Raw genomic sequence first — 23606 nt, forward strand, 5'->3', positions numbered from 1 at the left:
GACACGCATGGAAGCGATCCTTCTGTGCGTGCGAATCCGCAACGGTCGAATTCACGCCACACGCGAGAAGCCGATCGCGGAAAACGGAAGCTCGATGAAACCTCAATTCCCCGCACGCCTGGCGACATTGCGTCGCGCGCCTGTCTGCCGCCCCTTCCTCGCTATCGCCTTCCGCGCCACTTCTGCGCTACCGCCATTTCCTGCCTGTCAGCAAGCGAGCGTCTGCAATTTGCGATAATCACGCGTTTTGCCCACGGATAATCGCCCGCGTACTCATCCGATGATCGCGCGGGGAATTCGCGCGACTCGCTCGTACTGTCATCGAAAGTAATCGGCGCATTGCAATTCGCCGATTCGCTCATCGCTGTTTGAAGGATCTTTTCCGATGCTTAATCAATCGTCCGGCCCCTCGCAGACGCGCTCGTTCTCGACCGTCTTCCTGATCGAAATGTGGGAGCGCTTCGGCTATTACGGCATGGCCGCGCTGCTCGTGCTGTTCATGATCGACAAAATCGGTTTCGCCGACGATCACGCCAACCTGACCTGGGGCGCGTTCACGGCGCTTGTGTTCTCCGCGCCGTCGATTGGCGGCTGGATCGGCGACAAGGTGCTCGGCGCGCGCCGCACCATGACCGCGGGCGCGATCGTACTCGCGCTCGGTTACCTGATGCTTGCGCTGCCGGTCGACACGCTCGGTTTCATGTACGCATCGCTCGGCGTGATCGTGGTCGGCAACGGACTCTTCAAGTCGAACGCGGCGAATCTCGTGCGCCGCATCTACGAGGGCGACGATGCGCGCATCGACAGCGCGTTCACGATCTACTACATGGCGGTGAACATCGGCTCGACCTTCTCGATGCTGGCGACGCCGTGGATCAAGGACCACTGGGGCTGGCACACCGCGTTCGCCGTGTGCTGCGGCGGCATGGTGCTCGGTCTCCTCAACTTCGCGCTGATGCGCAAGACGCTCGCGCACGTCGGCTCCGCACCGGACGATGAGCCGATCCGCTGGAGCCGCGTGTTGGCCGTCGCGGCGGGTAGCGTGGCGCTCGCGGCAGCGACCATGTTCATCCTGCAGCACAAGGCGGTGGCGGTCGCGTGCGTGTACGCGGCGGGTGTCGCGATTCTCGCGATCTTCGGCTACATGCTCACGAAGTGCGACCGCAGCGAGCGCGCGGGCCTCGTCGCCGCGCTGATCCTGACACTTCAGGTGATCCTTTTCTTCGTCTTCTATCAGCAGATGTCGACTTCGCTCACGCTGTTCGCGCTGCGCAACGTCGATCCGTCGTTCTCGATTGACGGCGTCGAACTGTTCACGTGGAGCGCGGCGCAGTTCCAGGCGCTCAATCCGATCTGGATCATGCTGCTGAGCCCGATTCTCGCGTTCGTCTATACGCGGCAGGCGCGCCGCGGCCGCGATATTCCCGTGGCGGCGAAGTACGCGCTGGGCTTCGTCGTGGTGGCGGTCGGCTTCTTCGTGTTCGGGCTGAGCGGACGTTATGCCGTGGAAGGGCGTGTGTCGTCGTGGTTCATGGTGGCGGGCTACGGCCTGTATTCGCTCGGCGAACTGCTCGTGTCGGGCCTCGGCCTCGCGATGATCGCGCGCTATGTTCCGGCTCGCATGAGCGGCTTCATGATGGGCGCGTATTTCGTCGCGACGGGCGTGTCGCAGTATCTCGGCAGTGTCGTCGCGAATTTCGCGCGCATGCCGTCCGGTAACCTGGAGCCGCTGCAATCGCTGCCGCTCTACACGCAGCTCTTCTTCGGACTCGGCTGGCTCGCCGCGGGCGGCGCGGCGGTTGCCGTGGCGCTGTTGCCGCTGCTCGGCAGGCTGTCGCGCGCGCATCAACGCGCGGCAGAGGAGGCTGTCAAAACCGGCGCGGCGGAGCGCATGCAGCCGGCGGCGACGTTGGGTGCAAACAACGTTTGACTTTGCAGAATACTTCGGTCTATAATTTCTTTCTCAGACGCGGGGTGGAGCAGTCTGGCAGCTCGTCGGGCTCATAACCCGAAGGTCGTAGGTTCAAATCCTACCCCCGCAACCAGTTTCATCAAGCAAAGAGCCCGGTACAGCCGGGCTCTTTGCTTTTGTGCGCCTTTCGTACGTATTCTCGCCGTAGCGATCAGATCGATGCGGCCGCATCGGCAAAAGCCCGCATGGGCACAAGCGCATCGCCCAAAAACGCTCCCATAACACTCTCATAGCGCTCCAATAGGGCTCCAAATGGCGCCCAAATGGCGCCCCATAAGCACGAAAAGCCTGCATGAGCATTGACTCATGCAGGCTTTTTGCGATCTTGCCAACCTTCATCGATCGGGGCGCATTCGTGTTTTGCGCCTCTCCGCGAGCTTTCACGCGACCTGCGCGCGAAACCGCGACCGGCCGATTCAGGCTGCGATGCCGATGCCGGTTCTATCCGGACAGACGAGGGCGGAACGCCCCGCGTCGATCAATAGAACTTCTTCGGCAGTTGCGCGCGACGGATCTGCTTGCGCAGACGAGCGACAGCAGCAGCTTTCTTGCGCTTGCGCTCGGTGGTCGGCTTTTCATAAGCCATGCGCGACTTGAGCTCTTGAATCAGGCCCGTGCGTTCGACGGTACGGCGAAAACGACGCATGGCGACGTCGAAAGGCTCGTTCTCTTTCAACAGTACTTTAGTCATTGAAATCTCGGTTGATCTGGCCCTGCCAGAATTTGGGGCAAAGCGCAATTGTACACTTTTTGAGAGTCACCCTGCACGTACTTTGTACGAAAGCATATACATGCGGACTCGGGATTCACATCGTAGGTCGTTGAATCGAGACGACAATCCCGAAATACCCGCGCTCAGAAGCCGCGCGGGCGCACGGGACGCGAATCGGGCGTGGCTTCGCGCGCGTCCGGCTGGTCGATCATCACGTCCGATCGAGCGAGCGCGACGCACGGCAGAATCCAGCCTTCGGCCTTTTCTTCGGCGGTGAGGCCCGGCCATTCGATGCGATACGCGATCTCGCCATCGACGAGCCGGCACATGCACGCGCGGCAGGTTCCGTTGCGGCACGATCGCGGCAACGTCAAACCCGCCCGCAACGCGGCTTCGAGCAGTGTCTCGCCGTCCTTCACCGCGACGAAGTGCCCGGCCGGCTCGATGACCATCGCGAACGCGCGCGGCTCGTCCGTCACGCTTCCACCTCGACGCCCGCGCGGCCGTTGGTGAGATCGCGCAACTCGACGGCGGCCGGCTCGCGCGCCGCGGCGGCCATCCGCACGACGAGCCGCACGGTCATGCCGTATTCGCTCTGCACGAGTTCAGCTTCGTTTTGCTCGATCCAGCGCCGCACGCGCGCTTCGTCGGCATAGTCGATTTCGATGCGCAGCAAGCCGCGCTCGATGCGCTCGACGCGCTCGGCCAGTTGCATCGCGCTGGCGATCGCATCGGTGTAGGCGCGCACGAGCCCGCCCGCGCCGAGCTTGATGCCGCCGTAATAGCGCACGACGGCGGCCAGCACGCCATCGACCTCGTGATGACGCAGCACTTCGAGAATCGGGCGCCCGGCGGTGCCGGATGGCTCGCCGTCGTCGGACATGCCGGATTGCCCGCCCGCGAGCAGCGCCCAGCAGACGTGCGTCGCGCCCGGATGCTCGGCGCGCAGGCGCTCGAGTTCGCGCATGGCTTCATCGCGGTCCGCGACGGGAATCGCGAGCGCGATGAAGCGGCTCTTGCGGATGTCGATTTCGGCGCTGACGGAAGAGGCGAGGGTATAGGTGGGCAAGGCGTGGACCGCGTGAAATGCAAATGCTGAATCTTAGCCGTTCAGCGCAATGGATCCGTCCGCGACGTCCGTGGCACCGTTCAGCGCGCGTTGCATCAGCACGGAATCGACCCATCGGCCGTGCTTGAAGCCGACATCGCGCAGCACGCCGACATGCTCGAAGCCGAGCCGCGCATGCAGCGCGATCGAACCGGCGTTGCCGCTGTTGCCGATCACCGCGATCATCTGACGCCACGGTCCGCGCTCGCACCTTTCGATGAGCGCCGCGAGCAGCGCGAGACCGATCCCGCGCCCGCCGTTGCCATCGGCGACATAGACCGAGTCCTCGATGGTATGCCGGTAAGCCGAGCGCGGCCGATAGGCCGACGCGTACGCGTAGCCCGCCACGACGCCATCGAGTTCGGCGACGAGATAAGGCAAGCCCGCCGCGATGATCGCCGCGTGGCGCGCGCGCATGTCGTCGACGGAAGGCGCAACTTCCTCGAACGTCGCGAGCGCGTTCCTTACGTAATGCGAATAGATGTGCGTGATTGAGTCGAAGTCGCCGGGCGCGGCGTCGCGCACGAACGGAACGAACGGCACGAACGGACGGGCGGTGTTGAGTGTGACCATGATGCGATGTTCCGGCAGAAGAAAGGCGAATATGAAGCGCCGATTTTCGCACGGCGCGCCATCGGCAAAAAAAGGGCCTGCGGGCCGTGCGGAAGCCCACTAAAAGGGTGAGTTTTCGGGCAAAGAAATCGTTGAACCGGGGGATGCGCGCCCCCTACACTAAGTCGTTTGTCCGAGACTGCGCGAGGACGGCTTTGAAACGAGCCGGCGGCGTCGAGCAGGGAGAAAAAAACGCGCGCGCGGCAGGTCTCGCGCCGCGGACCATAACAGGCAATGAACAAAATTCAACGTGGGGCGCTGGCGGCGCTTCTGATCGTTATCGTGGTGATTGCGGCGCTGGCGCCGGCGGGGATCGGCTTTTTGTTCGCACAGCGCAGTCAGCGGCATGAGGAAGCAGAGCGTCTGAACACGTTCGCCGAGGCCGCGCTCTTTCGCGCCGAGGACGTGACGCGGCGTCTGTCGGGCGCGCTCGGGGAGATCGGCAAGGTGGCCGCGGCGCCTTGCTCGCCGCATTATCTGCAAGAGCTGCGGCGCATCGCGCTCACACACGAGCAGGTGCGCGATGCGGGCGCCTACGATCACGACGGACGCTGGCAATGCTCGTCGCTGCTCGGCGCGGTATCGGCCGGCCCGCCCGACAGTCTCACGCTGCCGGCGCCCGACTGGCGCTCGCGCGACGGCGAGATGGCCTGGTACGGTCTCTCGCGTCTGCCGGGGGCCAAGGATTCGCTCGTGATGGGCCGCGACGGTGTCTATGTCGCCGCCGATCCCTCGCTCTATGTCGACAGTCTCGACGCGCCCGGCGATCCCGCGAGCGGCGTCGCCGTCATCAACACGGACGTGAGCCGCGTGATCGCGACCACGCCGGCCACGGACACCGCCGCCATACTCGCCGTCTATCGCACCGCGCCGCCCGTGCGCGACTGTTCGCCGTACGTCGTGCGGCGTTCCGCGTCGATGCCGCTCGCGGTCGTCGTGAGCGCGCCGCATCAGTCGGTGCGCCAGCGCTTGCGCACGCTGCCGTGGGGCTGGCTGCTCGGCGGTCTCGCGGCGGGGCTCGTGCTCGCGAGCTGGGCGGCGCTGTTCTTCGTGCGCCGGCTTTCTCCGCGCGGCCAGCTGAGCGATGCCGTGCGGCGCCATCAGTTCATCGTCGCGTATCAGCCGATCGTCGATCTCTCCACGCGCCGTTGTGTCGGCGCGGAGGCGCTCGTGCGCTGGAAGTATCACGACCGCATCGTGCGGCCCGATCATTTCATCCCGCTCGCGGAGCATCGCGGGCTGATCCAGGCGATCACCGATCAGGTGCTCGACACCATCCTCCTCGAACTCGGCGAGTTTCTTAAGCGCTACCCGGAGTACTACGTGTCGGTGAACCTGTCCGCGCCCGATCTCACGACGCACCGCTTTCTCGACGTGCTCGGCCCCGCGATCGCGCGGCAGGGCGTGCGGCCCGAGCAGATCCGCATCGAGGCGACGGAGCGCAGCTTTCTCGATGCCGACGCCGCCAAGGAAGTCATCAGCGCGTTCCGCAAAGCGGGCCACGCCGTCTATCTCGACGACTTCGGCACGGGCTACTCGAGCCTTTCGCATCTGCAGACCTTTCGCATCGACGGCCTGAAGATCGACAAGTCCTTCGTCGATACCGTCGGGCAGGATGCGGCGTCGAGCAGCGTCGCGTCGCACATCATCGACATGGCCGCGACGCTCGACGTCCAGGTGATCGCCGAGGGCATCGAGCACGAGGAGCAGGCGGCCTATCTCCAGGCGCGCGGCGCGCAGTTCGGGCAAGGCTGGCTCTTTTCGGCGCCGCTTTCAGCCGCGGAGTTCATCCGCTATGCGGGCAAGACGCGCGGCGCTTGATCGGCACCGAATCGTCCTCATTTAGGATGTTTCCAGACGAGGCCCGACCATGAACGACCAGACAGCCACCGTTTTCCTGCGCGACGTGCGGCATCCGCTGCTCGCGCTTCATCGCAGCGTGCTGGCGCATCTGCGTGCGCGGCACGAGACCGAGTTCGGGCCGGTGTCGCCGGGCGAGTTTCTGCAGATCGTGATCAACGGCTCGGCGTATCGCTGGCTCACGCCGTTCTCGACGCTGATCGCCGCCATCGACGATGTCCTCGACGACGACGAAGCCACCGCCGATGACCGCATCGGGCATGCGCGGGCCGTCGTCGACATGTTCAGCGCCGGCACGCGCGATCCCGTGTTCGCGGAGCAGTTCCTGCCCCTGCTGCAGGACAGCCCGGACATCGCCGTGGCGAACGGGCAGCTCGCGCAGCTCGTGCGTGGCGTGGCGCAGAAGTAGGCCGCCACGTTCTATCGAAAATGCGACCTGAAAAGCGCAAGTTTCGTCCGGCGCGCGGATGCGGGTTTTCCTGCCTGTCGCGCGCGGGCAGCGTTGCGCGGCGGGCGCCTGCCCCCGTAGCCGCTCGCCCAGGTCGCGTGCTGCATCGCAACAAAGAAGGTTCTTCACATTTGAGCGATTGATTTTCGCTTGCGAGTATCGCCGCCAGTCGACGGAGCGCCACTGACACGCGCTCCGCTTCTTTCAACGAAAGACGATGGAGGCGCTTCTTGATTCTGCACGGCTTCGGTCCGCTCCTTTGGGCGGGCGCCAAAGAGACGCTCGCGCTCGCGGTGCTATCTCTCGCGGTATCGGTGCTCCTCGGCCTGGCGGGCGCATCGGCAAAACTCTCCCAACACGCGCTGTTGCGCGGCATCGCGACCGCGTACACGACGCTCATCCGCTCGGTGCCCGATCTCGTCCTGATGCTGCTGCTCTTCTACAGCATCCAGATCGCGGTCAACAATCTCACCGATGCATTCGGCTGGGATCAGTTCGACATCGATCCGTTCACGGCCGGCGTGCTCACGCTCGGCTTCATCTACGGCGCGTATTTCACCGAGACGTTTCGCGGCGCGTTTCTCGCCGTGCCGCGCGGTCAGCTGGAAGCGGGCAGTGCCTACGGCATGAGCGGCATGCGCGTGTTCGGCCGCATTCTCTTTCCGCAGATGATGCGTTTCGCGCTGCCGGGCATCGGCAACAACTGGCAGGTGCTCGTGAAGGCGACGGCGCTCGTGTCGATCATCGGTCTCGCGGATGTCGTGAAGGCCGCGCAGGACGCGGGCAAGAGCACGTTCAACATGTTCTTCTTCATCCTGATCGCGGCGCTCATCTATCTCGCGATCACGAGCGCGTCGAATCTCGTGCTGATGGCGCTGGAAAAGCGCTATTCCATCGGCGTGCGGCATGCCGAACTCTGACCCCTGCTAGCGAGCGAAAGACATGATCCAGATCCTCGCCGAATACTGGCGCCCGTTCCTGTACTCCGACGGCATGCGCGCATCGGGCCTCGTCGTCACGTTGTGGCTGCTCGCCGTATCGATCGTGCTCGGCTTCTGCGCGGCGGTCCCGCTCGCCTGCGCGCGCGTGTCCCGAAACCGCTGGCTGTCGACGCCCGTGCGCATCTACACCTACGTGTTCCGCGGCACGCCGCTCTATGTGCAACTGCTCTTGCTCTACACGGGCATGTACAGCCTCGAATTCGTGCGCACGCAATCGTTGCTGGAAGCGTTCTTCAAAAGCGGCTTCAACTGCGCGATCCTCGCCTTCGCGCTCAACACCTGCGCCTACACGACCGAAATCTTCGCGGGCGCGATCCGCGCGACGCCCCACGGCGAAGTGGAAGCCGCGCGCGCCTACGGCATGAGCACGTTCACGATGTATCGCCGCGTGATCCTGCCGTCCGCGCTGCGCCGCGCCTTGCCTTTGTACAGCAACGAAGTGATCCTGATGCTGCACGCGACGACCGTCGCCTTCACGGCCACCGTGCCGGACATCCTGAAGGTCGCGCGCGACGCCAACTCGGCGACCTATCAGTCGTTCGAATCGTTCGGCATCGCGGCGCTGCTGTATGTGGCGATCTCGTTCGCGCTCGTCGCGGCCTTCCGGCGCGCGGAGCGGCGCTGGCTCGCGTACCTGCGGCCGGCTGGCGCGGCGCGCGCGTCGCGCGCCGGGTGAACGGAAGCACTGAGCGGTAGAATTCGAACCCATGGAAGAGACTGTGTCATCACCCGAGGAGAAAGCGTTGGAGCCCACCGCCAAAGACGTCGCGACGAAGCTCGTCGCCGAGGACATTCACAAGCGCTACGGGGACAACGAAGTGCTGAAGGGCGTCTCGCTCGCCGCGAAGGCGGGCGATGTCATCAGCATCATCGGCGCGAGCGGCTCGGGCAAGAGCACGTTCCTGCGCTGCATCAACTTTCTCGAGCGGCCGAATTCCGGACAGATCATCGTCGACGGTGAAGCGGTGCGCACGAAGACCGATAAAGCCGGCAATCTCGAAGTCGCGGATCACAAGCAGTTGCAGCGCGTGCGCACCAAGCTCGCGATGGTCTTCCAGCACTTCAACCTGTGGTCGCACATGACGGCCATCGAAAACGTGATGGAAGCGCCTATCCACGTGCTCGGCGTGTCGAAGAAGGAAGCGGAGGACCGCGCGCGCGAGTATCTGGAGAAAGTGGGCCTGCCGCCGCGCGTCGAGAAGCAGTATCCGTCGCATCTGTCGGGCGGGCAGCAGCAGCGCGTCGCGATCGCGCGCGCGCTCGCGATGCATCCCGACGTCATGCTCTTCGACGAGCCCACGTCCGCGCTCGATCCCGAACTCGTCGGCGAAGTGCTGAAGGTGATGCAGCGTCTCGCGGAAGAAGGCCGCACGATGATCGTCGTCACGCACGAGATGGGCTTCGCGCGCAACGTGTCGAATCACGTGATGTTCCTGCATCAGGGACGCACGGAAGAAGAAGGCGCGCCTTCGGACGTTCTGACCGCGCCGAAGAGCGAGCGTCTGCGCCAGTTTCTTTCGGGCAGCCTGAAATAACGTGACGCGGCAGGTTGCGATCGTCGCGCTCCCGCCCGTGTCGATGAGCGGCATCGGGCCGATCATCGACAGTCTTGCGCTCGCCAACGAGATCGACGGGCATCGTCTCTACGAATGGCGCATCTGTTCCTGGGACGGCCGCCCGGTGCCGCTTTCCGGCGGCGCGCAACTGCCAGCCGACTGCGCGTTCAACGACGCCGTGCGCTGCGACTGGCTCATCGTCGTGTCGGAGCGCTATCAGCAGTTCGCGGACTACCGGCTCTTTCTCGCGAGTCTCGCGCGCGTGGCGCCGCGCACGCCGCTCGTCAGCGGCATCCATCACGGCGTGTGGTGGCTCGCGATGGCCGGTCAGCTTTCGCAATATCGCGTCGCGGTGAACTGGGAAACGTATCAGCAATTCACCGAACAGTTCGAGCGCGCGATCGTCAGCCAGCAGATCTTCGAGATCGATCGCGACCGCGCCACATGTTCCGGCGGGCAGGCGAGCATCGATTTCATGCTCGCGATGATCGCGCGCGATCACGGCCCGGATCTCGCGGAGCGCATCGCGGATTCGCTCGGCATCGGCACGTTGCGCGCGGGCACCGAGCGTCAGCGCATTCCGTTCGTCACCGCGCCGGGCGAGCGCCATCCGCGTCTGAACGATGCGCTTCAACTGATGGAAGCGAACATCGAAGATCCGCTCGCCACCGATGAAATCGCGAATCTCGTCGGCATTTCGCGCCGGCAACTGGAGCGGCTCTTCCGGCAATATCTCGGCGCGATGCCGTCGAAGTATTACCTCAATCTGCGGCTGACCAAGGCGCGCACGCAGTTGCAGCGCACGAGCAAATCGGTGGTGCAGATCAGTCTCGCGTGCGGGTTTTCGTCGGCGGCGCATTTTTCCAATGCGTACCGCGACCGCTTCGGCGTGACGCCGCGCGAGGAGCGCCGCAACTGGATCGAGAAGCAGCGCGGCGGCGCTATCGACGAGCCGCGCGGCGGCGCGCTGATCGAGCCGCCCGGCGCGTGAGTAGTGTCGCAAAAACCCCATCGAAGCATGTCGCGAACGCGCAAGACGGAACGCGCGCGATTGCCTAATATCGAACCAATCACAAAACCGCTGCACGAACCTGACGAGGAGTCGCTCATGACCGACATCAATGTGAATCGCGGTACGTTCGACGAGGTAATGGTGCCGGTGTTCGCACCGGCCAATTTCGTGCCCGACCGGGGCCGCGGCTCGCGCGTGTGGGATACCGACGGCCGCGATTACGTGGATTTCGCCGGCGGCATCGCGGTGACGGCGCTCGGCCACGGCCATCCGGAACTGCTCAAGGTGCTGCACGAGCAGGGCGAAAAGCTCTGGCACATCGGCAACGGCTACACGAACGCGCCGGTGTTGCGCCTCGCGAAACGCCTGACGGATCTCACCTTCGCCGACCGCGCGTTCTTCGCGAATTCCGGCGCCGAAGCGAACGAAGCGGCGCTGAAGCTCGCGCGCCGCTATGCGATCGACAATCACGGCGAGGACAAGATCGAGATCATCTCGTTCACGCAGTCGTTTCATGGGCGCACGTTCTTCACGGTGAGCGTCGGCGGCCAGCCGAAGTATGCGGAAGGCTTCGGCCCGCAGCCGCAAGGCATCCGTCATCTGCCGTACAACGATCTGCCGAAGGCGCTCGAAGCGATCGGCCCGAAGACCTGCGCGGTGATCGTCGAGCCGGTGCAGGGCGAAGGCGGCGTGCTGCCCGCCGATCCCGCGTTCCTCAAGGGCCTGCGCGAAGCGTGCGACAAGCACGATGCCCTGCTGATCTTCGACGAAGTGCAGACCGGCGTCGGCCGCACGGGCACGTTCTACGCGTACATGCAGTACGGCGTGACACCCGATATCCTCACGAGCGCGAAGGCGCTGGGCAACGGCTTCCCGATCGGCGCGATGCTCACGACGAACGAGATCGCCGCGCACTTCAAGGTCGGCGTGCACGGCACGACTTACGGCGGCAATCCGCTCGGCGCATCGATCGCGGAGAAGGTCGTCGAACTGATCAGCGATCCGCAAGTGCTCGAAGGTGTGAACGAGCGCAGCCGCGCGATCAAGGCGCATCTCGAACGCATCAACCAGCGCTTCGGCCTGTTCAGGGAGATTCGCGGGCGCGGCCTGCTGATCGGCGCGGAGCTGAACGACACGTACAAGGACCGCGCGAAGGACGTGCTCAATGCGGCCGCGGCGAACGGCGTCATCATGCTGATCGCGGGGCCGAACGTGCTGCGCTTCGCGCCGTCGCTCATCATGCCGATGGCCGATCTCGACGAAGGCTTCGCGCGCATCGAGAAGGCGATCGAGCAGGTCGTCGGCGTGGCAGCCGTCAAGTAACGAACAGGAACCGACGATGCTCTTCGTTCGTCCCGCAAGACTCTCCGATCTCGACGAGCTCGAACGCATGGCGCGCGCCGCACAGCCCGTGCTGCACTCGCTGCCGCGCGACCGGCGCGCGCTGGAAACGCGCGTCGCGCTTTCGGAAGACTCGTTTCGCGCCGAAGTCGAATTTCCCGGCGAGGAGTTCTATCTCTTCGTGCTCGAAGATTCGCAGACGGGCCGGCTGCTCGGCACATCGAGCATCGTCGCGTCGGCGGGCTATTCCGAGCCGTTCTACGCGTTTCGCAACGATGCGCTGATCCACGCGTCGCGCGAGCTCAAGGTGAATCGCAAGATCCACGCGCTCACGATGTCGCACGAGCTGACCGGCATGAGCCGCCTGACGGGCTTCTATATCGATCCGTCGTTGCGCACGGGCAATGGCGAAGCGGCCGCGCATCTGCTGTCGCGCGCGCGCATGATCTACATCGCCGCGAACCGCAAGCGCTTCTCCAGCGAAGTTTTCTCGCTGATGCTCGGCGTCACCGACGATGCCGGCGCCTCGCCATTCTGGGATGCGGTCGGCCGCAAGTTCTTCGGCCGCGACTTCGAGCAGGTGGAATCGGAATCGGGCGGACGCAGCCGCACGTTCATCGCGGAAGTGATGCCGAGCTATCCGCTCTACGTGCCGCTGCTTCCGGGCGAAGCGCAGCGCGTGCTCGGCGAGCCGAACGAAAGCACGCTGCTCGCCTACGACATCCATCTGGAAGAAGGCTTCGAGCCGGACCGCTTCGTCGATATCTTCGATGCCGGCCCGGTGCTCACGATCGCCGTCGACAAGAGCGCGTCGGCCAGCTCGGGCGAGTTGCGCGCCGTGCACGAAGCGGCGGCATCGGGCGGTGCGCCGTACCTCGTCGCGGCGGGCGGGGCGCACGAGTTCCGCTGCATCGTGACGGATCTCGCGGGAACGCGCGCAGACGGCGCCGCGCTTAACCCCGCCGCCCGCGCGGCGCTCGGCGTGGAGGACAAGGACACGGTGCGTTGCGTGCCGTTGCATCAGGCATCGGGAGAACTGCAATGATCGTCGTGCGTTGCACGCAGCCGGGCGATGTCGACGCGCTCGTCGCGCTCGCTCAGGAAACGGGTCCGGGGCTCACCACGTTCAAGCCCGATCGCGGCGCGCTCGCGGCACGCGTCGAACGCGCGCGCCGCACGCTGACCGGCGACGCGCAAGCCTTCGAAGCGGGTTACTTCTTCGTGATGGAAGACACCGCGACGGGCGATGTCGCGGGCGTGTGCGGCATCGAAACCGAAGTCGGTCTCGAGCAGCCGTTCTACAACTATCGCGTGTCGACGGTCGTGCATGCGAGCCAGGACATGGGTGTGTGGACGCGCATGTCGCTGCTCAATATCTCGCACGATCTGACGGGCTATGCGGAAGTGTGCTCGCTCTTCCTGAGCCCGCGCTATCGCACGGCGGGCGTGGGCGGCTTGCTTTCGCGTTCGCGCTTCATGTTCATCGCGCAGTTCACGGACCGTTTTCCGCAGCGCCTGTGCGCGGAGTTGCGCGGCCATTTCGACGAGAACGGCGAGTCGCCGTTCTGGAACGCGGTCGGCTCGCACTTCTATCAGATCGATTTCAACGAAGCGGATTACCTGAGCTCGCACGGCAAGAAGTCGTTCGTCGCCGAGCTGATGCCACGCTATCCGGTGTATCTCGACCTGTTGCCCGAATCCGCGCAACACGCGGTCGGCGTCACGCACAGGGACACGGCGCCCGCGCGCAAGATGCTCGAAGCGGAAGGGCTGCGTTACGAGAATCACGTCGATATCTTCGATGCGGGTCCGGTGCTCGAATGCCATATCGCTGACTTGCGCACGGTGCGCGAGAGCGTGATCGCGAACGTGAAGATCGGCGATCGGCCGGCGACGGACAGCGGCGCGAAAAGCCTCGTATCGAACACGCTGCTCGAAGACTTCCGTTGCGGCGCGACGACCGGCGCGGTGGAGAACGGCTTCTTTTTACTGACGCGAGACGAAGCGGCTGCATTGCGCGTGCAGGAAGGCGACAACGTGCGCGTGCTGACTTCTTATCCGCGCGCGAAACAAGAGAGATGACATGAACCATTTGTACATCGGCGGTGACTGGCAGGAAGGGAAGGGCGCGGCCTTCGCGTCGCGCAATCCGGGCACCGATGAAACCGTGTGGCAAGGCAGGAGCGCGTCGGCGGAAGACGTGGACCGCGCGGTGTCGTCGGCGCGGCGCGCGTTTGCATCGTGGTCCGCGCTTTCGTTCGATGAACGCGTCGCGATCGCGAAGCGCTTCGCCGCGCTGCTCAACGAGCACAAGGACGCGCTCGCCCACGCCATCGGGCGCGAGACCGGCAAGCCTTTGTGGGAAGCGCGCACGGAAGTGGCGTCGATGGCCGCGAAGGTCGATATCTCCGTGCAGGCGTACCACGAGCGCACCGGCGAGAAGCGCGCGCCGATGGCCGATGGCGTCGCGGTGCTGCGGCATCGTCCACATGGCGTCGTTGCCGTGTTCGGGCCGTACAACTTTCCGGGGCATCTGCCGAACGGGCATATCGTGCCGGCCTTGATCGCCGGCAATACGGTCGTGTTCAAGCCGTCCGAGCTTGCGCCGGGCGTCGCGGCGGCGACCGTCGCGTTGTGGATTCAGGCGGGCTTGCCAGCGGGCGTGATCAATCTCGTTCAGGGCGAGAAAGATACCGGCGTCGCGCTCGCGAATCACCGGCAGATCGACGGGCTTTTCTTCACCGGCAGCTCGGATACCGGCACGCTGTTGCACAAGCAGTTCGGCGGCCGGCCCGAGATCGTGCTCGCGCTGGAGATGGGCGGCAACAATCCGCTCGTCGTCGCGAACGTCGAAGATATCGACGCCGCCGTGCATCACACGATTCAATCGGCGTTTCTGTCGGCGGGGCAGCGTTGCACGTGCGCGCGGCGTCTCTTCGTTCCCGACGATGCCTTCGGCCAGCGCTTCATGCAGCGTTTCGCCGACGTGAGCGCGAACATCGGCGTGGGCACATACGACGACGAACCGCAGCCGTACATGGGCGCGGTGATTTCGGCGCGCGCGGCGGCGCGTCTCGTCGGTGCGCAGGCGCGTCTCATCGAAGCCGGCGCGCGGCCGGTGCTCGAAATGAAGCAGCGCGCGGCGAATCTCGGCTTCGTGTCGCCCGCGATTCTCGACGTGACGAACGCCCGCGGCGTGCCCGACGAAGAGCACTTCGGGCCGATGGTGCAGGTCACGCGCTACAAGACCTTCGACGAAGCCATCGAGCGCGCCAACGACACCGCGTACGGCCTCTCGGCGGGCCTCCTCGCCGACGACGAAGCCGCATGGAAGCACTTCCAGCGCACGATCCGCGCGGGCATCGTCAACTGGAACCGGCCGACCAATGGCGCGTCGTCAGCGGCGCCGTTCGGCGGCATCGGGCGTTCGGGCAATCAGCGGCCGAGCGCGTATTACGCGGCGGACTATTGCTCATATCCGATGGCGTCGGTCGAAAGCGCGCAATTGCAGATGCCGGCGAGCGTATCGCCGGGACTTACGTTCTGAAGAGCGGGAATGAACATGCTTGCAACCGAAGCAAATTTCGACGGGCTGGTCGGCCCGACGCACAACTACGCGGGACTTTCGTTCGGCAACGTCGCGTCGCGCAGCAACGAGAAGTCGGTGGCGAATCCGAAGGCCGCCGCGAAGCAGGGCTTGCGCAAGATGAAGCAGCTCGCGGATCTCGGTTTTCATCAGGGCGTGCTGCCGCCGCTCGAACGTCCGTCGGTCAGGCTGTTGCGCGATGTCGGCTTTTCGGGCGACGACGCCACGGTGATCGCCCGCGCCGCGCGCGAAGCGCCCGAGCTGCTCGCGGCGGCGAGCTCCGCATCGGCGATGTGGACGGCGAATGCCGCGACCGTGAGCCCCTCGGCGGATACGGACGATGGGCGCGTGCACTTCACGCCGGCGAATCTGGCCGCGAAGCTGCATCGCGCGATCGAGCACGGCGAAACGCGCCGCTCGCTCGCTGCGATCTTCGCCGATGAAGCGCGCTTTCGCATCCATCACGCATTGCCCGGCACGCCCGCGCTCGGCGACGAAGGCGCGGCGAACCATACGCGCTTTGCGCGCGAGTACGGCGAGAAGGGCGTCGAGTTCTTCGTGTACGGACGCAGCGAGTACGGCCAGGGACCGCAGCCGCAGCGTTATCCCGCGCGCCAGACGCTCGAAGCGAGCCGCGCGGTTGCTCGCCTGCACGGTCTTTCCGACGATGCCACCGTGTTCGCGCAGCAATCGCCCGATGTGATCGATGCCGGCGTGTTCCACAACGACGTGATCGCCGTCGGCAACCGCACGACGCTCTTTTGCCACGAGCGCGCGTTCCTCGATCAGCACAAGGTCTATGACGAACTGCGCGCGAAGCTCGATGCGCACGGCACGCCGTTCACCGCGCTCGAAGTGCCGGCGAGCGAGGTGAGCGTGGAGGACGCGGTCTCGTCGTATCTCTTCAACAGCCAGTTGCTGTCGAGCGCGGACGGGCGGCAAGTGCTCGTCGTGCCGCAGGAATGCCGCGAGAACGCACGCGTGGCGGCGTATCTCGATTCGCTCGCGTCGCGCCAGACGCCGATCGACGAAGTCCTCGTCTTCGATCTGCGCGAGAGCATGAAGAACGGCGGCGGTCCGGCCTGCCTGCGTCTGCGCGTCGTGCTCAATGATGCCGAGCGCGCCGCGGTCAACCCGCGCGTATGGATGAACGACGCGCTCTTCACGCAACTCGACGCGTGGATCGACCGGCACTATCGCGACCGCCTCGCGCCTGCCGATCTCGCCGATCCGAAGCTGCTCGCGGAATCGCGCGCGGCGCTCGACGAACTGACGACCCTTCTCGGACTCGGTGCCGTCTATGACTTCCAGCGCTGATTCGTCCTTGCTCGAAGACTTTCTTGCGTTCACGCTGGCGGGCGAGCGTCCGGCGGCGGGTTCGGGCAACGCGGCATCGGGCGTGCGCTGGACCTGGCAAGGCGCAGGCGTGTTGCTGCTCGAACCGGCAGCTAAGCCTGCAATGGAGCCGACGCACAGCGTGCTCGCATCGGCGGGCGTGCATGGCGACGAAACCGCGCCCATCGAAATGTTGTCTGCGCTGGTCGCGGATATCGCCCGTGGAAACGCGCCGCTTTCCGCGCGCATGCTCGTGATCCTCGGCAACGTCGATGCGATGCGCGCGGGCGAGCGCTATCTCGATGACGATCTGAATCGCCTTTTCAGCGGCCGTCACGCGCGTTTCGAGACGAGCCGCGAAGCGCCGCGCGCAATCGAACTGGAAACCGCCGCGTTGAATTTCTTCAATGGCGCCGCGCATCCGAAGTGGCACATCGACATGCACACGGCGATTCGCGCCTCGGTGTTCGAGCAGTTCGCGTTGTTGCCGCACACCGGCGCGCCGCTCGCACGCGCGATGTTCGACTGGCTGCGCGATGCGCGTCTGCAGGCGGTGCTGTTGCATCGCGAGAAGGGCAACACGTTCACGCACTTCACGGCGCAGGAAGCGGGCGCGCTCGCGTGCACGCTCGAGCTCGGCAAGGTGCGGCCGTTCGGACAGAACGATCTCGCGCGTTTTGCCGCATCGGATGCGGCGTTGCGTCGCCTGATCGCGGGCGAACCGGCACGGGAGAACGCACCCTTGCGCGTGTTCAGCGTCGTCGCGCAGATCGACAAGCACAGCGAGCACTTCGTGCTCAACGTCGCGAGCGATGTGCCCAATTTCACCGCGTTTCCCGCGGGCACCGAACTCGCGCGCGACGGCGATTATCGCTATCGCGTGTCGCACGACGAGGAGCGCATCGTGTTTCCGAATCCCAAGGTGAAGCCGGGATTGCGCGCGGGCCTGATGGTCGTCGACACGACCGAGGCCACGCTCGCATCGCTCGACTGACAGCGCCTTCATCCGCTCACGCGAGTCGTCGGCTTGCATGAGCGCGACACCGGCTTGCCAAATCACATCCCTGTTCCGTTCGCCGCTGTCGCGCTGCGCGCGCGCTACAATCGCGCCCCGTGTTTGATGCGACGCATCAATCCACGCGCGCCGGTTTGAACGTGGATTTTTGTGCCGCGATGCTTCATCGGCTGCGCGAGGCGGCATCAATACACAGGGTTCGAACTGCAAATGGAAGGAGATGGAAGTTGAAGAAATCGCATCTGATCAGCCGCAAGCTCGCCGCGTTCGCGGTGCTGGGCGCAACCGTCGCCATGGGCGTCGTGGCGCTGAACGCGCAAGCGGCCGATAACATGAAGGAATTGCGCTTCGGCGTGGAAGCGTCGTATGCGCCGTTCGAATCGAAGTCGCCGGCTGGCGAGCTGCAGGGCTTCGATATCGACATCGGCAATGCGGTGTGCGCGAAGCTGAAGATGAAGTGCGTATGGGTCGAAAACTCGTTCGACGGCCTGATTCCCGCGTTGCAGGCGCGCAAGTTCGACGGCATCAACTCGGACATGACGATCACCGATAAGCGCAAGCTCGCCATCGACTTCACCGATCCTATCTACACGATCCCGAATCAGCTGGTCGCGAAGAAGGGCAGCACGATCCAGCCGACCGTCGACGGTCTGAAGGGCAAGCGCGTCGGCGTGCTGCAGGGCTCGATCCAGGAGACGTACGCGAAGGCGAAGTGGGCGCCCGCGGGCATCGATGTGGAGTCGTATCAGGCGCAGGACCAGGTCTATGCGGATCTGGCGTCGGGCCGTCTGGATGCGGCGTTCCAGGATGCCGAGGCAGCGTCGAAGGGCTTTCTGAAGCAGCCGCAGGGCGCGGGTTTCGCGTTCGCGGGCCCGGCTGTGTCGGATGACAAATTGCTCGGCTCGGGCGTGGGCTTCGGCGTGCGCAAGAACGACAAGGCGCTGAAGGAAGCGATGAATCGCGCGCTCAAGGAGCTGAAGGCCGATGGGACCATCGATCGCTTTGCGGCGAAGTATTTCGATGTGAAGGTGGTGTTGAAGTAAGGCGGCGCGCTGAAAGCGAAAAGCCCGCGCGGAGCGATCCGGCGCGGGCTTTTTTTGTTATAAGGCGCGGCATGTCGTTCAACTCGACGGCGCAATCACCACCGTGCACGTCGTCCCCGCGCTCAACAGCACGCCATCCGGCACCTCATCAATATGCACGCGCACCGGCACGCGCTGCGCGAGCCGCACCCAGTTGAACGTCGGGTTCACATCCGCGAGCAGTTCGCGGCTTTGCGGATTGTCGCGGTCATAGATGCCGCGCGAAATGCTTTCCACATGCCCCTTCAGCTCGCCGCCGCTCATCAGGCGGATCGACGCCTTGTCGCCGATGCGCACATGCGGCAGCTTCGTTTCCTCGAAGTAGCCGTACACCCAGAACGAGTGACTGTCGACGATCGCGAGCTTGGCCGCGCCCGCCGTCGCATAATCGCCGCGGAACACGTTCAGATTCGTGACATAACCGTCGACCGGCGAGAACACCTTCGTGCGCTCGAGATTGAGCTTCGCCGCATCGAGCGCGGCCTGCGCCTGCTGCAACTGCGCTTCGGCGGTCGATGCGGTCTGCATCGCGTTTTCGCGCGCTTCCTTCGACACGACCTGACTGTCCATGTCGGCGCGGCGCGCGGCATCCGCGCGGCGCATGCGCAGCTCGGCCGCGCGCGCCGCGACGTTCGCCTGCGCCTGCTCGACCGCGATCTGATAGTGCGACGGATCGATCTCCATCAGCAGATCGCCTTTCTTCACGAACTGGTTGTCGCGCACCGGCAGCTGCACGACCGCGCCCGACACGTCCGGCGCCACGTTGACGACATCCGCGCGCACGCGTCCATCGCGCGTCCACGGCTCGTCCATGTAATGCACCCACAGCATGCGCCCGATGACGAGCGCGACCGCGAAGATGGCGATCGTCAAAACCAGGCCAATGATTTTCCTGAGAATCATGATGCAACTCTTTTTCAGCTTGTATGAATGTGATGTTCAGCGATACGCGACGAGCCCGAGCGTGCCGCAGATGCACACGAGCAGGCTCGCGCGAAACAGCGCCGGATGCCAGACCACGCGATAGAGGCCGGTCATCGCGAGCACGCGGTCGACGATCCACGTGATCATCGCGCCGGCGATGAAGAGCAGGAGGATCGTCGGCACATAGGCTTCGAGGATCGCGACGTTACGCGGCAGCATGGGGCGCTCCTTCGGGCGTGTGTTTCCGGGCAGGCGCAAATTGCGCGAACGGGGATTCGTGATCGAGCAGCGCCGTGCGAACGAAGTGCAGATGACTCGCGATGCGCTGCAGCCGGTGCCGCTCCTCGCGCGGCGGATCGAGCCGCGCGAGCAGGTCTCGCGTATCGGCGATCGCGCGTTCCGTCGATGCGAGCGCGAGGTCGAAACGCCGTGCCTTCGGCCGATCGAAAAGCCGCGCGACGGCATCGAGCGTTGCATCGACCGAGCGGCGCCACGGCATCGACGCGGCATGGTGCGGCTCGCCCGACAACCCGGCAATTTCGCGCCGCAAGTCGATGACCGCATTGCCGAACTCGAGCACCGCGAAGAGCCATTGCAGCGCATCGCGTTGCAGATCCGGCCGGCCCTCGGCGAGCGCGTTGATCTGCGCGAGCAGATCGCGCGTGCGGCTTTCGAAGTGCGTCGTGAGACTGGCGAGCCGTCCGCGGCGCGCGCTCACCACTTCGCGTCGCAAGTCGCCGAGCAGCAGATGACGCAGCCACGGGGCATCGGTGGGCAGCAGCACGGCGAAGGCGATCGCCGCGACGATCATCGAAAGAACGAGCGCGAGCGCATCGTTCATGAAGCCGGTCGGATCGTAGTGGACGAGATTGTCCGGCCCCGCGAGAAAGCAGAAGAAGATGCAAAAGCCGATGCCCACACCCGCGAGCGCGCGCCGCGTGGTCAGATACGCGCCGAACATGAGCGCGGGCGCGAGCGCGGCGCACATCATCGCGAAGCCGTCGATATGCGGAAACACGCCGAACACGACGGTCATCCCGGCAATCGCGGCGAGCGTCGTGCCGACCGCCATTTGCGCGGACATCAGCGCCGGGCGCGGCGAAGAGGACGCCAGCGCGCACACGGCCGCCGCGTTGAGGACCATCGTGCCGCCGCTCGGCCACGCGGTCTCGATCCAGAACGCGGAAAGGATGAACATCACGACCGCGCCGCGCAATCCGGAGATCGCCGCCGCGAGCATGTTGGTTTTCGGCACGTAGCGCGCGATCCAATGCTCGCGCTCGTGCGACGGCGATGTCAGCGATGCATAGGTTTCGGCGTACGCGAGCATGTCGTCGACGAAGCGATAGAGCAGTTCGGACGCGGTGTCGAACTCCAGTTGCGCGAAGTCTGGATTCGTCCCGAGCGCGGTGCGCGCCGCGCGCACGCGCTTGGGCAGCGCCGCCTTGTATTCGCGCAATTGCGCGGCGGCGTGCGCGGCGTCGCCGGCGTTTCGAACCGGCTCGCCCGATACGGAAAAGAGCGGCGGCACTTCGCGAAAGAACGGCTCGAGCGCGGCGATCGTCGTCGCCGACGCGTTCTCGCGCAGCCGGTTCATCAACTGATGCAGCGCGTGAAAGCGCGTCGATGCGCTCATGAATTCGCTGTTCAGACGCGCGAGCCGCCCGCCGCGCATGCGCGACTCGGGATTCTCGAACACGGCGACACTGCGCGCGGCCTCGAAGCCGACGATGTCCGACACGAACGCGAGATTGGTCCGCTCGATCTGCGCGCGCTCCATGTTGCCCGACAGCGCGCGGCACACGTACTCGACGAACTGCGAGAAGCGGCGGCGCACGGTGGTGCGGACCTGCTCGCCCGCATGCTGCGGAAAGATGAGCGCGCTGACCGCGCCGGAACACACGATGCCGAGCGTCACTTCGCCGACCCGCGTGAGCGCCGACAGATACGCGCCGTCCGGATGCTGCGCGGCCGGAATGCCGATCAGCGCGGCGGTGTAGCCCGCGAGCACGAAGCCATACGAACGGAAATTGCGATTGCGCGCCGCGCCCGCCGTGCAAATGCCGACCCACAGCGCGGTCGCCGAGAGGAACAGCACCGGCTGCTGCGAGAACAGGCTGATGAAGATCATCATCACGACGAGGCCGACCATCGTCCCGCAGAAACGATAGAAGCTCTTCGCGAGCACCATGCCGCTTTGCGGCTGCATCACGACGAATACGGTGGTCATCGCGGTGCGCGGCTGCTGCATGTCGAGGCGCATCGCGATCCAGAGCGACAGGAGCGCCGCGAGCACCGCCTTGAAGATGTAGATCCACGCGAGGCCGTCGGTGCGCGCCCAGTCGGCGAACGCCTGCACGAGCGGCCCGCGCGATAGCTTGTCGAGAGTGGTGGAAGGAGTGGACATGCGCGTTGCCTTACTTCTGCGCGCTCTGGGCTTCACCGGCACGGCTGAACGGCCCGATGTGCTTCGACGGCGCGAGCGCGGTCTGTTCCGGCCCGTTCGACGGATCGTCGATGCCGCCGCCGAGCGCCGACGTGAGCGTGGCGTAAGACGCGAGCCGTTGCGCGCGCACGCGCGCCTGACCGTCCTGCGCCTTCAGCAATTGCGTCTGCGCAATGAGCACGTTCAGATAATCGGTGAGCCCGCGCTTATAGCCTTCGTTCGCGAGATCGTAGTTCTTGCGCGCGGCGGCGACCGAGCGGCCGGACGCTTCGAGCTGCGTGTCGAGCGAATGCACGCGCACGACCTGATCGGCGATGTCCTTGAGCGCCGCGACGAGCGTCGCGTTGTAGTGATCGACGGCCTGATCGTATTGCGCCGATGCCGCGCCGAGTTGCGCGCGCAGGCGGCCGCCTTCGAAGATCGGCAGCGAGATCGCCGGGCCGAAGCTGTAACCCGATGCCTTGCTGGTCAAAAAGCTCAGCAGCGCGCCGCCCGCGAAGGCCTGCGTGAGCGAGGCCGCGAGATTGATGTTCGGATAGAAGCCGGCCTTCGCGACATCGATGCCGCGCGCCTCTGCCGCCACCATCCAGCGCGCCGCGACGATGTCCGGACGATGGCCGACCAGTTCCGCAGGCAGCGCGGACGGCAACGGCAACGGCGTCGCCAGCGACAACTCCGGGCGCGTCAGCGCTTCGCCCGCGCCCGGACCTTCGCCCGCGAGCGCGGCCAGTCGATGGCGCGCGAGCTGGATCTCTTCCTTGTAGACATCGACCTGACGCTCGTATTCGGGCAACGGCGTTTCCGCCTGGCTCACTTCGAGCTGCGTGCCGAGGCCGCCCTTGAGACGGCGCCTCGCGAGATCCGCGATGCGCTCCTGTTGCTGGAGCGTGTCTTGCGCGATATCGAGCAGCGCGAACGACTGCGAAAAGCCGATGTACGCGCGCACGATGTTCGTTTCCAGTTCGAGCTGCGCGGCGCGGGCATCGGCGGCGCGCACGTGGGCGACATCGAGCGCGCGCTCGGCGTTGTTGTCGTCGCGGCCCCAGAGATCGAGGTTGTAGGAGAGCGTGAGGCCGGCGGTGTTGTCCCAGGTCGTCGTGTCGGCGAACGGGCCAGGGCCGTAGAAATCGTTATTTGGCCAGTTCTTGCGAGAGACGCTCATCGCGCCGTTCACGTGCGGCAAAAGCTCGGAGCGCGCGACGCCCGCCTGCTGCTGCGCCTCGCGCACGCGCGCCGCGGCCATTGCAAGCGTCGGGCTGCCGCTGGTCGCACGCGCGATCCAGGCGTCGAGCTGCGGGTCGCGGTAGGCGCGCCACCATGACTGCTCTGGCCACTGCGCGTCGGCATTGGCTGCGCGAATCGCGCTGCCGGCATCGAGCGTGGAGGCATCCTTGAGCGAATCCTGCGGCGCGATCTTGCCCGTGCTGGCGCACCCGGCAATTGTTAATATTGCTGTAAGAACCGCGGCTGAAGCAGTCTTACTGAATACTCGCCCTCGCACGATTCACTCCCAAATTCGAATTAGATTCCAGGAAGTGATTATATTTTTGCGAAGATTGTCGAATAACCAGTAAGAATGCAAAGCATTCTTACGGA

The 23606-nt window shown here is 65.1% G+C and carries 22 protein-coding genes and 1 tRNA gene; 15 read left to right on the plus strand and 8 right to left on the minus strand.

Annotation, left to right across the window (positions count from 1 at the left end):
- Positions 1 to 385 precede the first annotated feature (385 nt).
- On the plus strand, positions 386 to 1930 hold the full coding sequence (locus AC1Z32_RS19265; protein ID WP_483480106.1) for a peptide MFS transporter: 1545 nt from the start codon (positions 386 to 388) through the stop codon (positions 1928 to 1930).
- Positions 1931 to 1968: 38 nt separating this feature from the next.
- A tRNA-Met gene (locus tag AC1Z32_RS19270) sits at positions 1969 to 2045 on the plus strand.
- 405 nt (positions 2046 to 2450) lie between these two features.
- Here AC1Z32_RS19270 and rpsU read toward each other — a convergent pair.
- The 4 genes from rpsU to AC1Z32_RS19290 form a co-directional block, all read right to left on the minus strand.
- Positions 2451 to 2663, minus strand: coding sequence for a 30S ribosomal protein S21 (gene rpsU, locus AC1Z32_RS19275; RefSeq protein ID WP_006999077.1), 213 nt, complete (start codon positions 2661 to 2663; stop codon positions 2451 to 2453).
- A gap of 164 nt (positions 2664 to 2827) precedes the next feature.
- A complete protein-coding gene (locus AC1Z32_RS19280; protein WP_483481684.1) occupies positions 2828 to 3136 on the minus strand; it encodes a 2Fe-2S iron-sulfur cluster-binding protein in 309 nt (102 codons plus the stop codon).
- A 23-nt stretch (positions 3137 to 3159) separates the two neighbouring features.
- Positions 3160 to 3753, minus strand: a complete 594-nt coding sequence (locus tag AC1Z32_RS19285) for an IMPACT family protein (RefSeq protein WP_483480107.1) — start codon at positions 3751 to 3753, stop codon at positions 3160 to 3162.
- A 33-nt stretch (positions 3754 to 3786) separates the two neighbouring features.
- Positions 3787 to 4365, minus strand: coding sequence for an N-acetyltransferase family protein (locus AC1Z32_RS19290; protein WP_483480108.1), 579 nt, complete (start codon positions 4363 to 4365; stop codon positions 3787 to 3789).
- A gap of 273 nt (positions 4366 to 4638) precedes the next feature.
- Here AC1Z32_RS19290 and AC1Z32_RS19295 point away from each other — a divergent pair, with 273 nt between their 5' ends.
- The 13 genes from AC1Z32_RS19295 (at position 4639) to AC1Z32_RS19355 (ending at position 18601) form a co-directional block, all read left to right on the plus strand.
- A complete protein-coding gene (locus AC1Z32_RS19295) occupies positions 4639 to 6225 on the plus strand; it encodes an EAL domain-containing protein (RefSeq protein ID WP_483480109.1) in 1587 nt (528 codons plus the stop codon).
- A gap of 49 nt (positions 6226 to 6274) precedes the next feature.
- On the plus strand, positions 6275 to 6673 hold the full coding sequence (locus AC1Z32_RS19300) for a hypothetical protein (RefSeq protein WP_483480110.1): 399 nt from the start codon (positions 6275 to 6277) through the stop codon (positions 6671 to 6673).
- Between the two features lie 269 nt (positions 6674 to 6942).
- Positions 6943 to 7632: an ABC transporter permease gene (locus AC1Z32_RS19305; RefSeq protein ID WP_483480111.1), complete on the plus strand. Its 690-nt coding sequence runs from the start codon at positions 6943 to 6945 to the stop codon at positions 7630 to 7632.
- Between the two features lie 22 nt (positions 7633 to 7654).
- The gene (locus AC1Z32_RS19310) at positions 7655 to 8389 is read left to right on the plus strand and encodes an ABC transporter permease (RefSeq protein ID WP_483480112.1); all 735 of its coding nucleotides are present in this window, start codon (positions 7655 to 7657) and stop codon (positions 8387 to 8389) included.
- A gap of 31 nt (positions 8390 to 8420) precedes the next feature.
- Positions 8421 to 9248 (plus strand): ABC transporter ATP-binding protein, encoded by an 828-nt coding sequence (locus tag AC1Z32_RS19315; RefSeq protein ID WP_483480113.1) that lies wholly within the window; start codon positions 8421 to 8423, stop codon positions 9246 to 9248.
- Between the two features lie 43 nt (positions 9249 to 9291).
- Positions 9292 to 10260 carry a GlxA family transcriptional regulator gene (locus AC1Z32_RS19320; protein ID WP_483481685.1) on the plus strand — a complete coding sequence of 323 codons (969 nt, stop codon included), beginning with the start codon at positions 9292 to 9294 and terminating at the stop codon, positions 10258 to 10260.
- Positions 10261 to 10377: 117 nt separating this feature from the next.
- Positions 10378 to 11604, plus strand: a complete 1227-nt coding sequence (locus tag AC1Z32_RS19325) for an aspartate aminotransferase family protein (protein ID WP_483480114.1) — start codon at positions 10378 to 10380, stop codon at positions 11602 to 11604.
- 16 nt (positions 11605 to 11620) lie between these two features.
- Positions 11621 to 12667, plus strand: coding sequence for an arginine/ornithine succinyltransferase subunit alpha (gene aruF / locus AC1Z32_RS19330; RefSeq protein ID WP_483480115.1), 1047 nt, complete (start codon positions 11621 to 11623; stop codon positions 12665 to 12667).
- The gene (astA, locus tag AC1Z32_RS19335) at positions 12664 to 13704 is read left to right on the plus strand and encodes an arginine N-succinyltransferase (protein ID WP_483480116.1); all 1041 of its coding nucleotides are present in this window, start codon (positions 12664 to 12666) and stop codon (positions 13702 to 13704) included. Before aruF ends, astA begins: the two co-directional genes overlap by 4 nt.
- 1 nt (position 13705) lies before the next feature.
- Complete coding sequence (gene astD, locus AC1Z32_RS19340; RefSeq protein ID WP_483480117.1) at positions 13706 to 15169, plus strand: succinylglutamate-semialdehyde dehydrogenase; 1464 nt, start codon at positions 13706 to 13708, stop codon at positions 15167 to 15169.
- 15 nt (positions 15170 to 15184) lie between these two features.
- The gene (gene astB, locus AC1Z32_RS19345; RefSeq protein WP_483481686.1) at positions 15185 to 16525 is read left to right on the plus strand and encodes an N-succinylarginine dihydrolase; all 1341 of its coding nucleotides are present in this window, start codon (positions 15185 to 15187) and stop codon (positions 16523 to 16525) included.
- Positions 16509 to 17537 carry a succinylglutamate desuccinylase gene (gene astE, locus AC1Z32_RS19350; RefSeq protein WP_483480118.1) on the plus strand — a complete coding sequence of 343 codons (1029 nt, stop codon included), beginning with the start codon at positions 16509 to 16511 and terminating at the stop codon, positions 17535 to 17537. Before astB ends, astE begins: the two co-directional genes overlap by 17 nt.
- Positions 17538 to 17785: 248 nt before the next feature.
- Complete coding sequence (locus AC1Z32_RS19355) at positions 17786 to 18601, plus strand: ABC transporter substrate-binding protein (RefSeq protein ID WP_483480119.1); 816 nt, start codon at positions 17786 to 17788, stop codon at positions 18599 to 18601.
- Positions 18602 to 18679: 78 nt separating this feature from the next.
- On the opposite strand, the gene AC1Z32_RS19360 is transcribed toward AC1Z32_RS19355, so the two are convergent.
- The 4 genes from AC1Z32_RS19360 to AC1Z32_RS19375 are packed head-to-tail and all read right to left on the minus strand — an operon-like array spanning position 18680 to position 23511.
- A complete protein-coding gene (locus tag AC1Z32_RS19360) occupies positions 18680 to 19543 on the minus strand; it encodes an efflux RND transporter periplasmic adaptor subunit (RefSeq protein ID WP_483480120.1) in 864 nt (287 codons plus the stop codon).
- A 36-nt stretch (positions 19544 to 19579) separates the two neighbouring features.
- Positions 19580 to 19783 carry a DUF1656 domain-containing protein gene (locus tag AC1Z32_RS19365; RefSeq protein WP_483480121.1) on the minus strand — a complete coding sequence of 68 codons (204 nt, stop codon included), beginning with the start codon at positions 19781 to 19783 and terminating at the stop codon, positions 19580 to 19582.
- The gene (locus AC1Z32_RS19370) at positions 19770 to 21971 is read right to left on the minus strand and encodes an FUSC family protein (RefSeq protein WP_483480122.1); all 2202 of its coding nucleotides are present in this window, start codon (positions 21969 to 21971) and stop codon (positions 19770 to 19772) included. Before AC1Z32_RS19370 ends, AC1Z32_RS19365 begins: the two co-directional genes overlap by 14 nt.
- Before the next feature lie 10 nt (positions 21972 to 21981).
- Positions 21982 to 23511 (minus strand): efflux transporter outer membrane subunit, encoded by a 1530-nt coding sequence (locus tag AC1Z32_RS19375; protein WP_483480123.1) that lies wholly within the window; start codon positions 23509 to 23511, stop codon positions 21982 to 21984.
- Positions 23512 to 23606: the final 95 nt, after the last annotated feature.

The sequence above is a fragment of the Caballeronia sp. 11_S32 genome, from assembly GCF_056930355.1.

Bases quoted from the DNA above. Each gene is read 5' to 3' on its own strand.
- AC1Z32_RS19310 (WP_483480112.1), top strand. From the start codon at position 7,655: ATGATCCAGATCCTCGCCGAATACTGGCGCCCGTTCCTGTACTCCGAC.
- astA (WP_483480116.1), top strand. From the start codon at position 12,664: ATGATCGTCGTGCGTTGCACGCAGCCGGGCGATGTCGACGCGCTCGTC.
- astB (WP_483481686.1), top strand. From the start codon at position 15,185: ATGCTTGCAACCGAAGCAAATTTCGACGGGCTGGTCGGCCCGACGCAC.
- AC1Z32_RS19320 (WP_483481685.1), top strand. From the start codon at position 9,292: ATGAGCGGCATCGGGCCGATCATCGACAGTCTTGCGCTCGCCAACGAG.
- AC1Z32_RS19360 (WP_483480120.1), bottom strand. From the start codon at position 19,543: ATGATTCTCAGGAAAATCATTGGCCTGGTTTTGACGATCGCCATCTTC.
- aruF (WP_483480115.1), top strand. From the start codon at position 11,621: ATGCTCTTCGTTCGTCCCGCAAGACTCTCCGATCTCGACGAGCTCGAA.
- AC1Z32_RS19370 (WP_483480122.1), bottom strand. From the start codon at position 21,971: ATGTCCACTCCTTCCACCACTCTCGACAAGCTATCGCGCGGGCCGCTC.
- rpsU (WP_006999077.1), bottom strand. From the start codon at position 2,663: ATGACTAAAGTACTGTTGAAAGAGAACGAGCCTTTCGACGTCGCCATG.
- AC1Z32_RS19365 (WP_483480121.1), bottom strand. From the start codon at position 19,783: ATGCTGCCGCGTAACGTCGCGATCCTCGAAGCCTATGTGCCGACGATC.
- AC1Z32_RS19265 (WP_483480106.1), top strand. From the start codon at position 386: ATGCTTAATCAATCGTCCGGCCCCTCGCAGACGCGCTCGTTCTCGACC.
- AC1Z32_RS19295 (WP_483480109.1), top strand. From the start codon at position 4,639: ATGAACAAAATTCAACGTGGGGCGCTGGCGGCGCTTCTGATCGTTATC.
- AC1Z32_RS19315 (WP_483480113.1), top strand. From the start codon at position 8,421: ATGGAAGAGACTGTGTCATCACCCGAGGAGAAAGCGTTGGAGCCCACC.
- AC1Z32_RS19300 (WP_483480110.1), top strand. From the start codon at position 6,275: ATGAACGACCAGACAGCCACCGTTTTCCTGCGCGACGTGCGGCATCCG.
- astE (WP_483480118.1), top strand. From the start codon at position 16,509: ATGACTTCCAGCGCTGATTCGTCCTTGCTCGAAGACTTTCTTGCGTTC.
- AC1Z32_RS19290 (WP_483480108.1), bottom strand. From the start codon at position 4,365: ATGGTCACACTCAACACCGCCCGTCCGTTCGTGCCGTTCGTTCCGTTC.
- AC1Z32_RS19325 (WP_483480114.1), top strand. From the start codon at position 10,378: ATGACCGACATCAATGTGAATCGCGGTACGTTCGACGAGGTAATGGTG.
- astD (WP_483480117.1), top strand. From the start codon at position 13,706: ATGAACCATTTGTACATCGGCGGTGACTGGCAGGAAGGGAAGGGCGCG.
- AC1Z32_RS19280 (WP_483481684.1), bottom strand. From the start codon at position 3,136: ATGGTCATCGAGCCGGCCGGGCACTTCGTCGCGGTGAAGGACGGCGAG.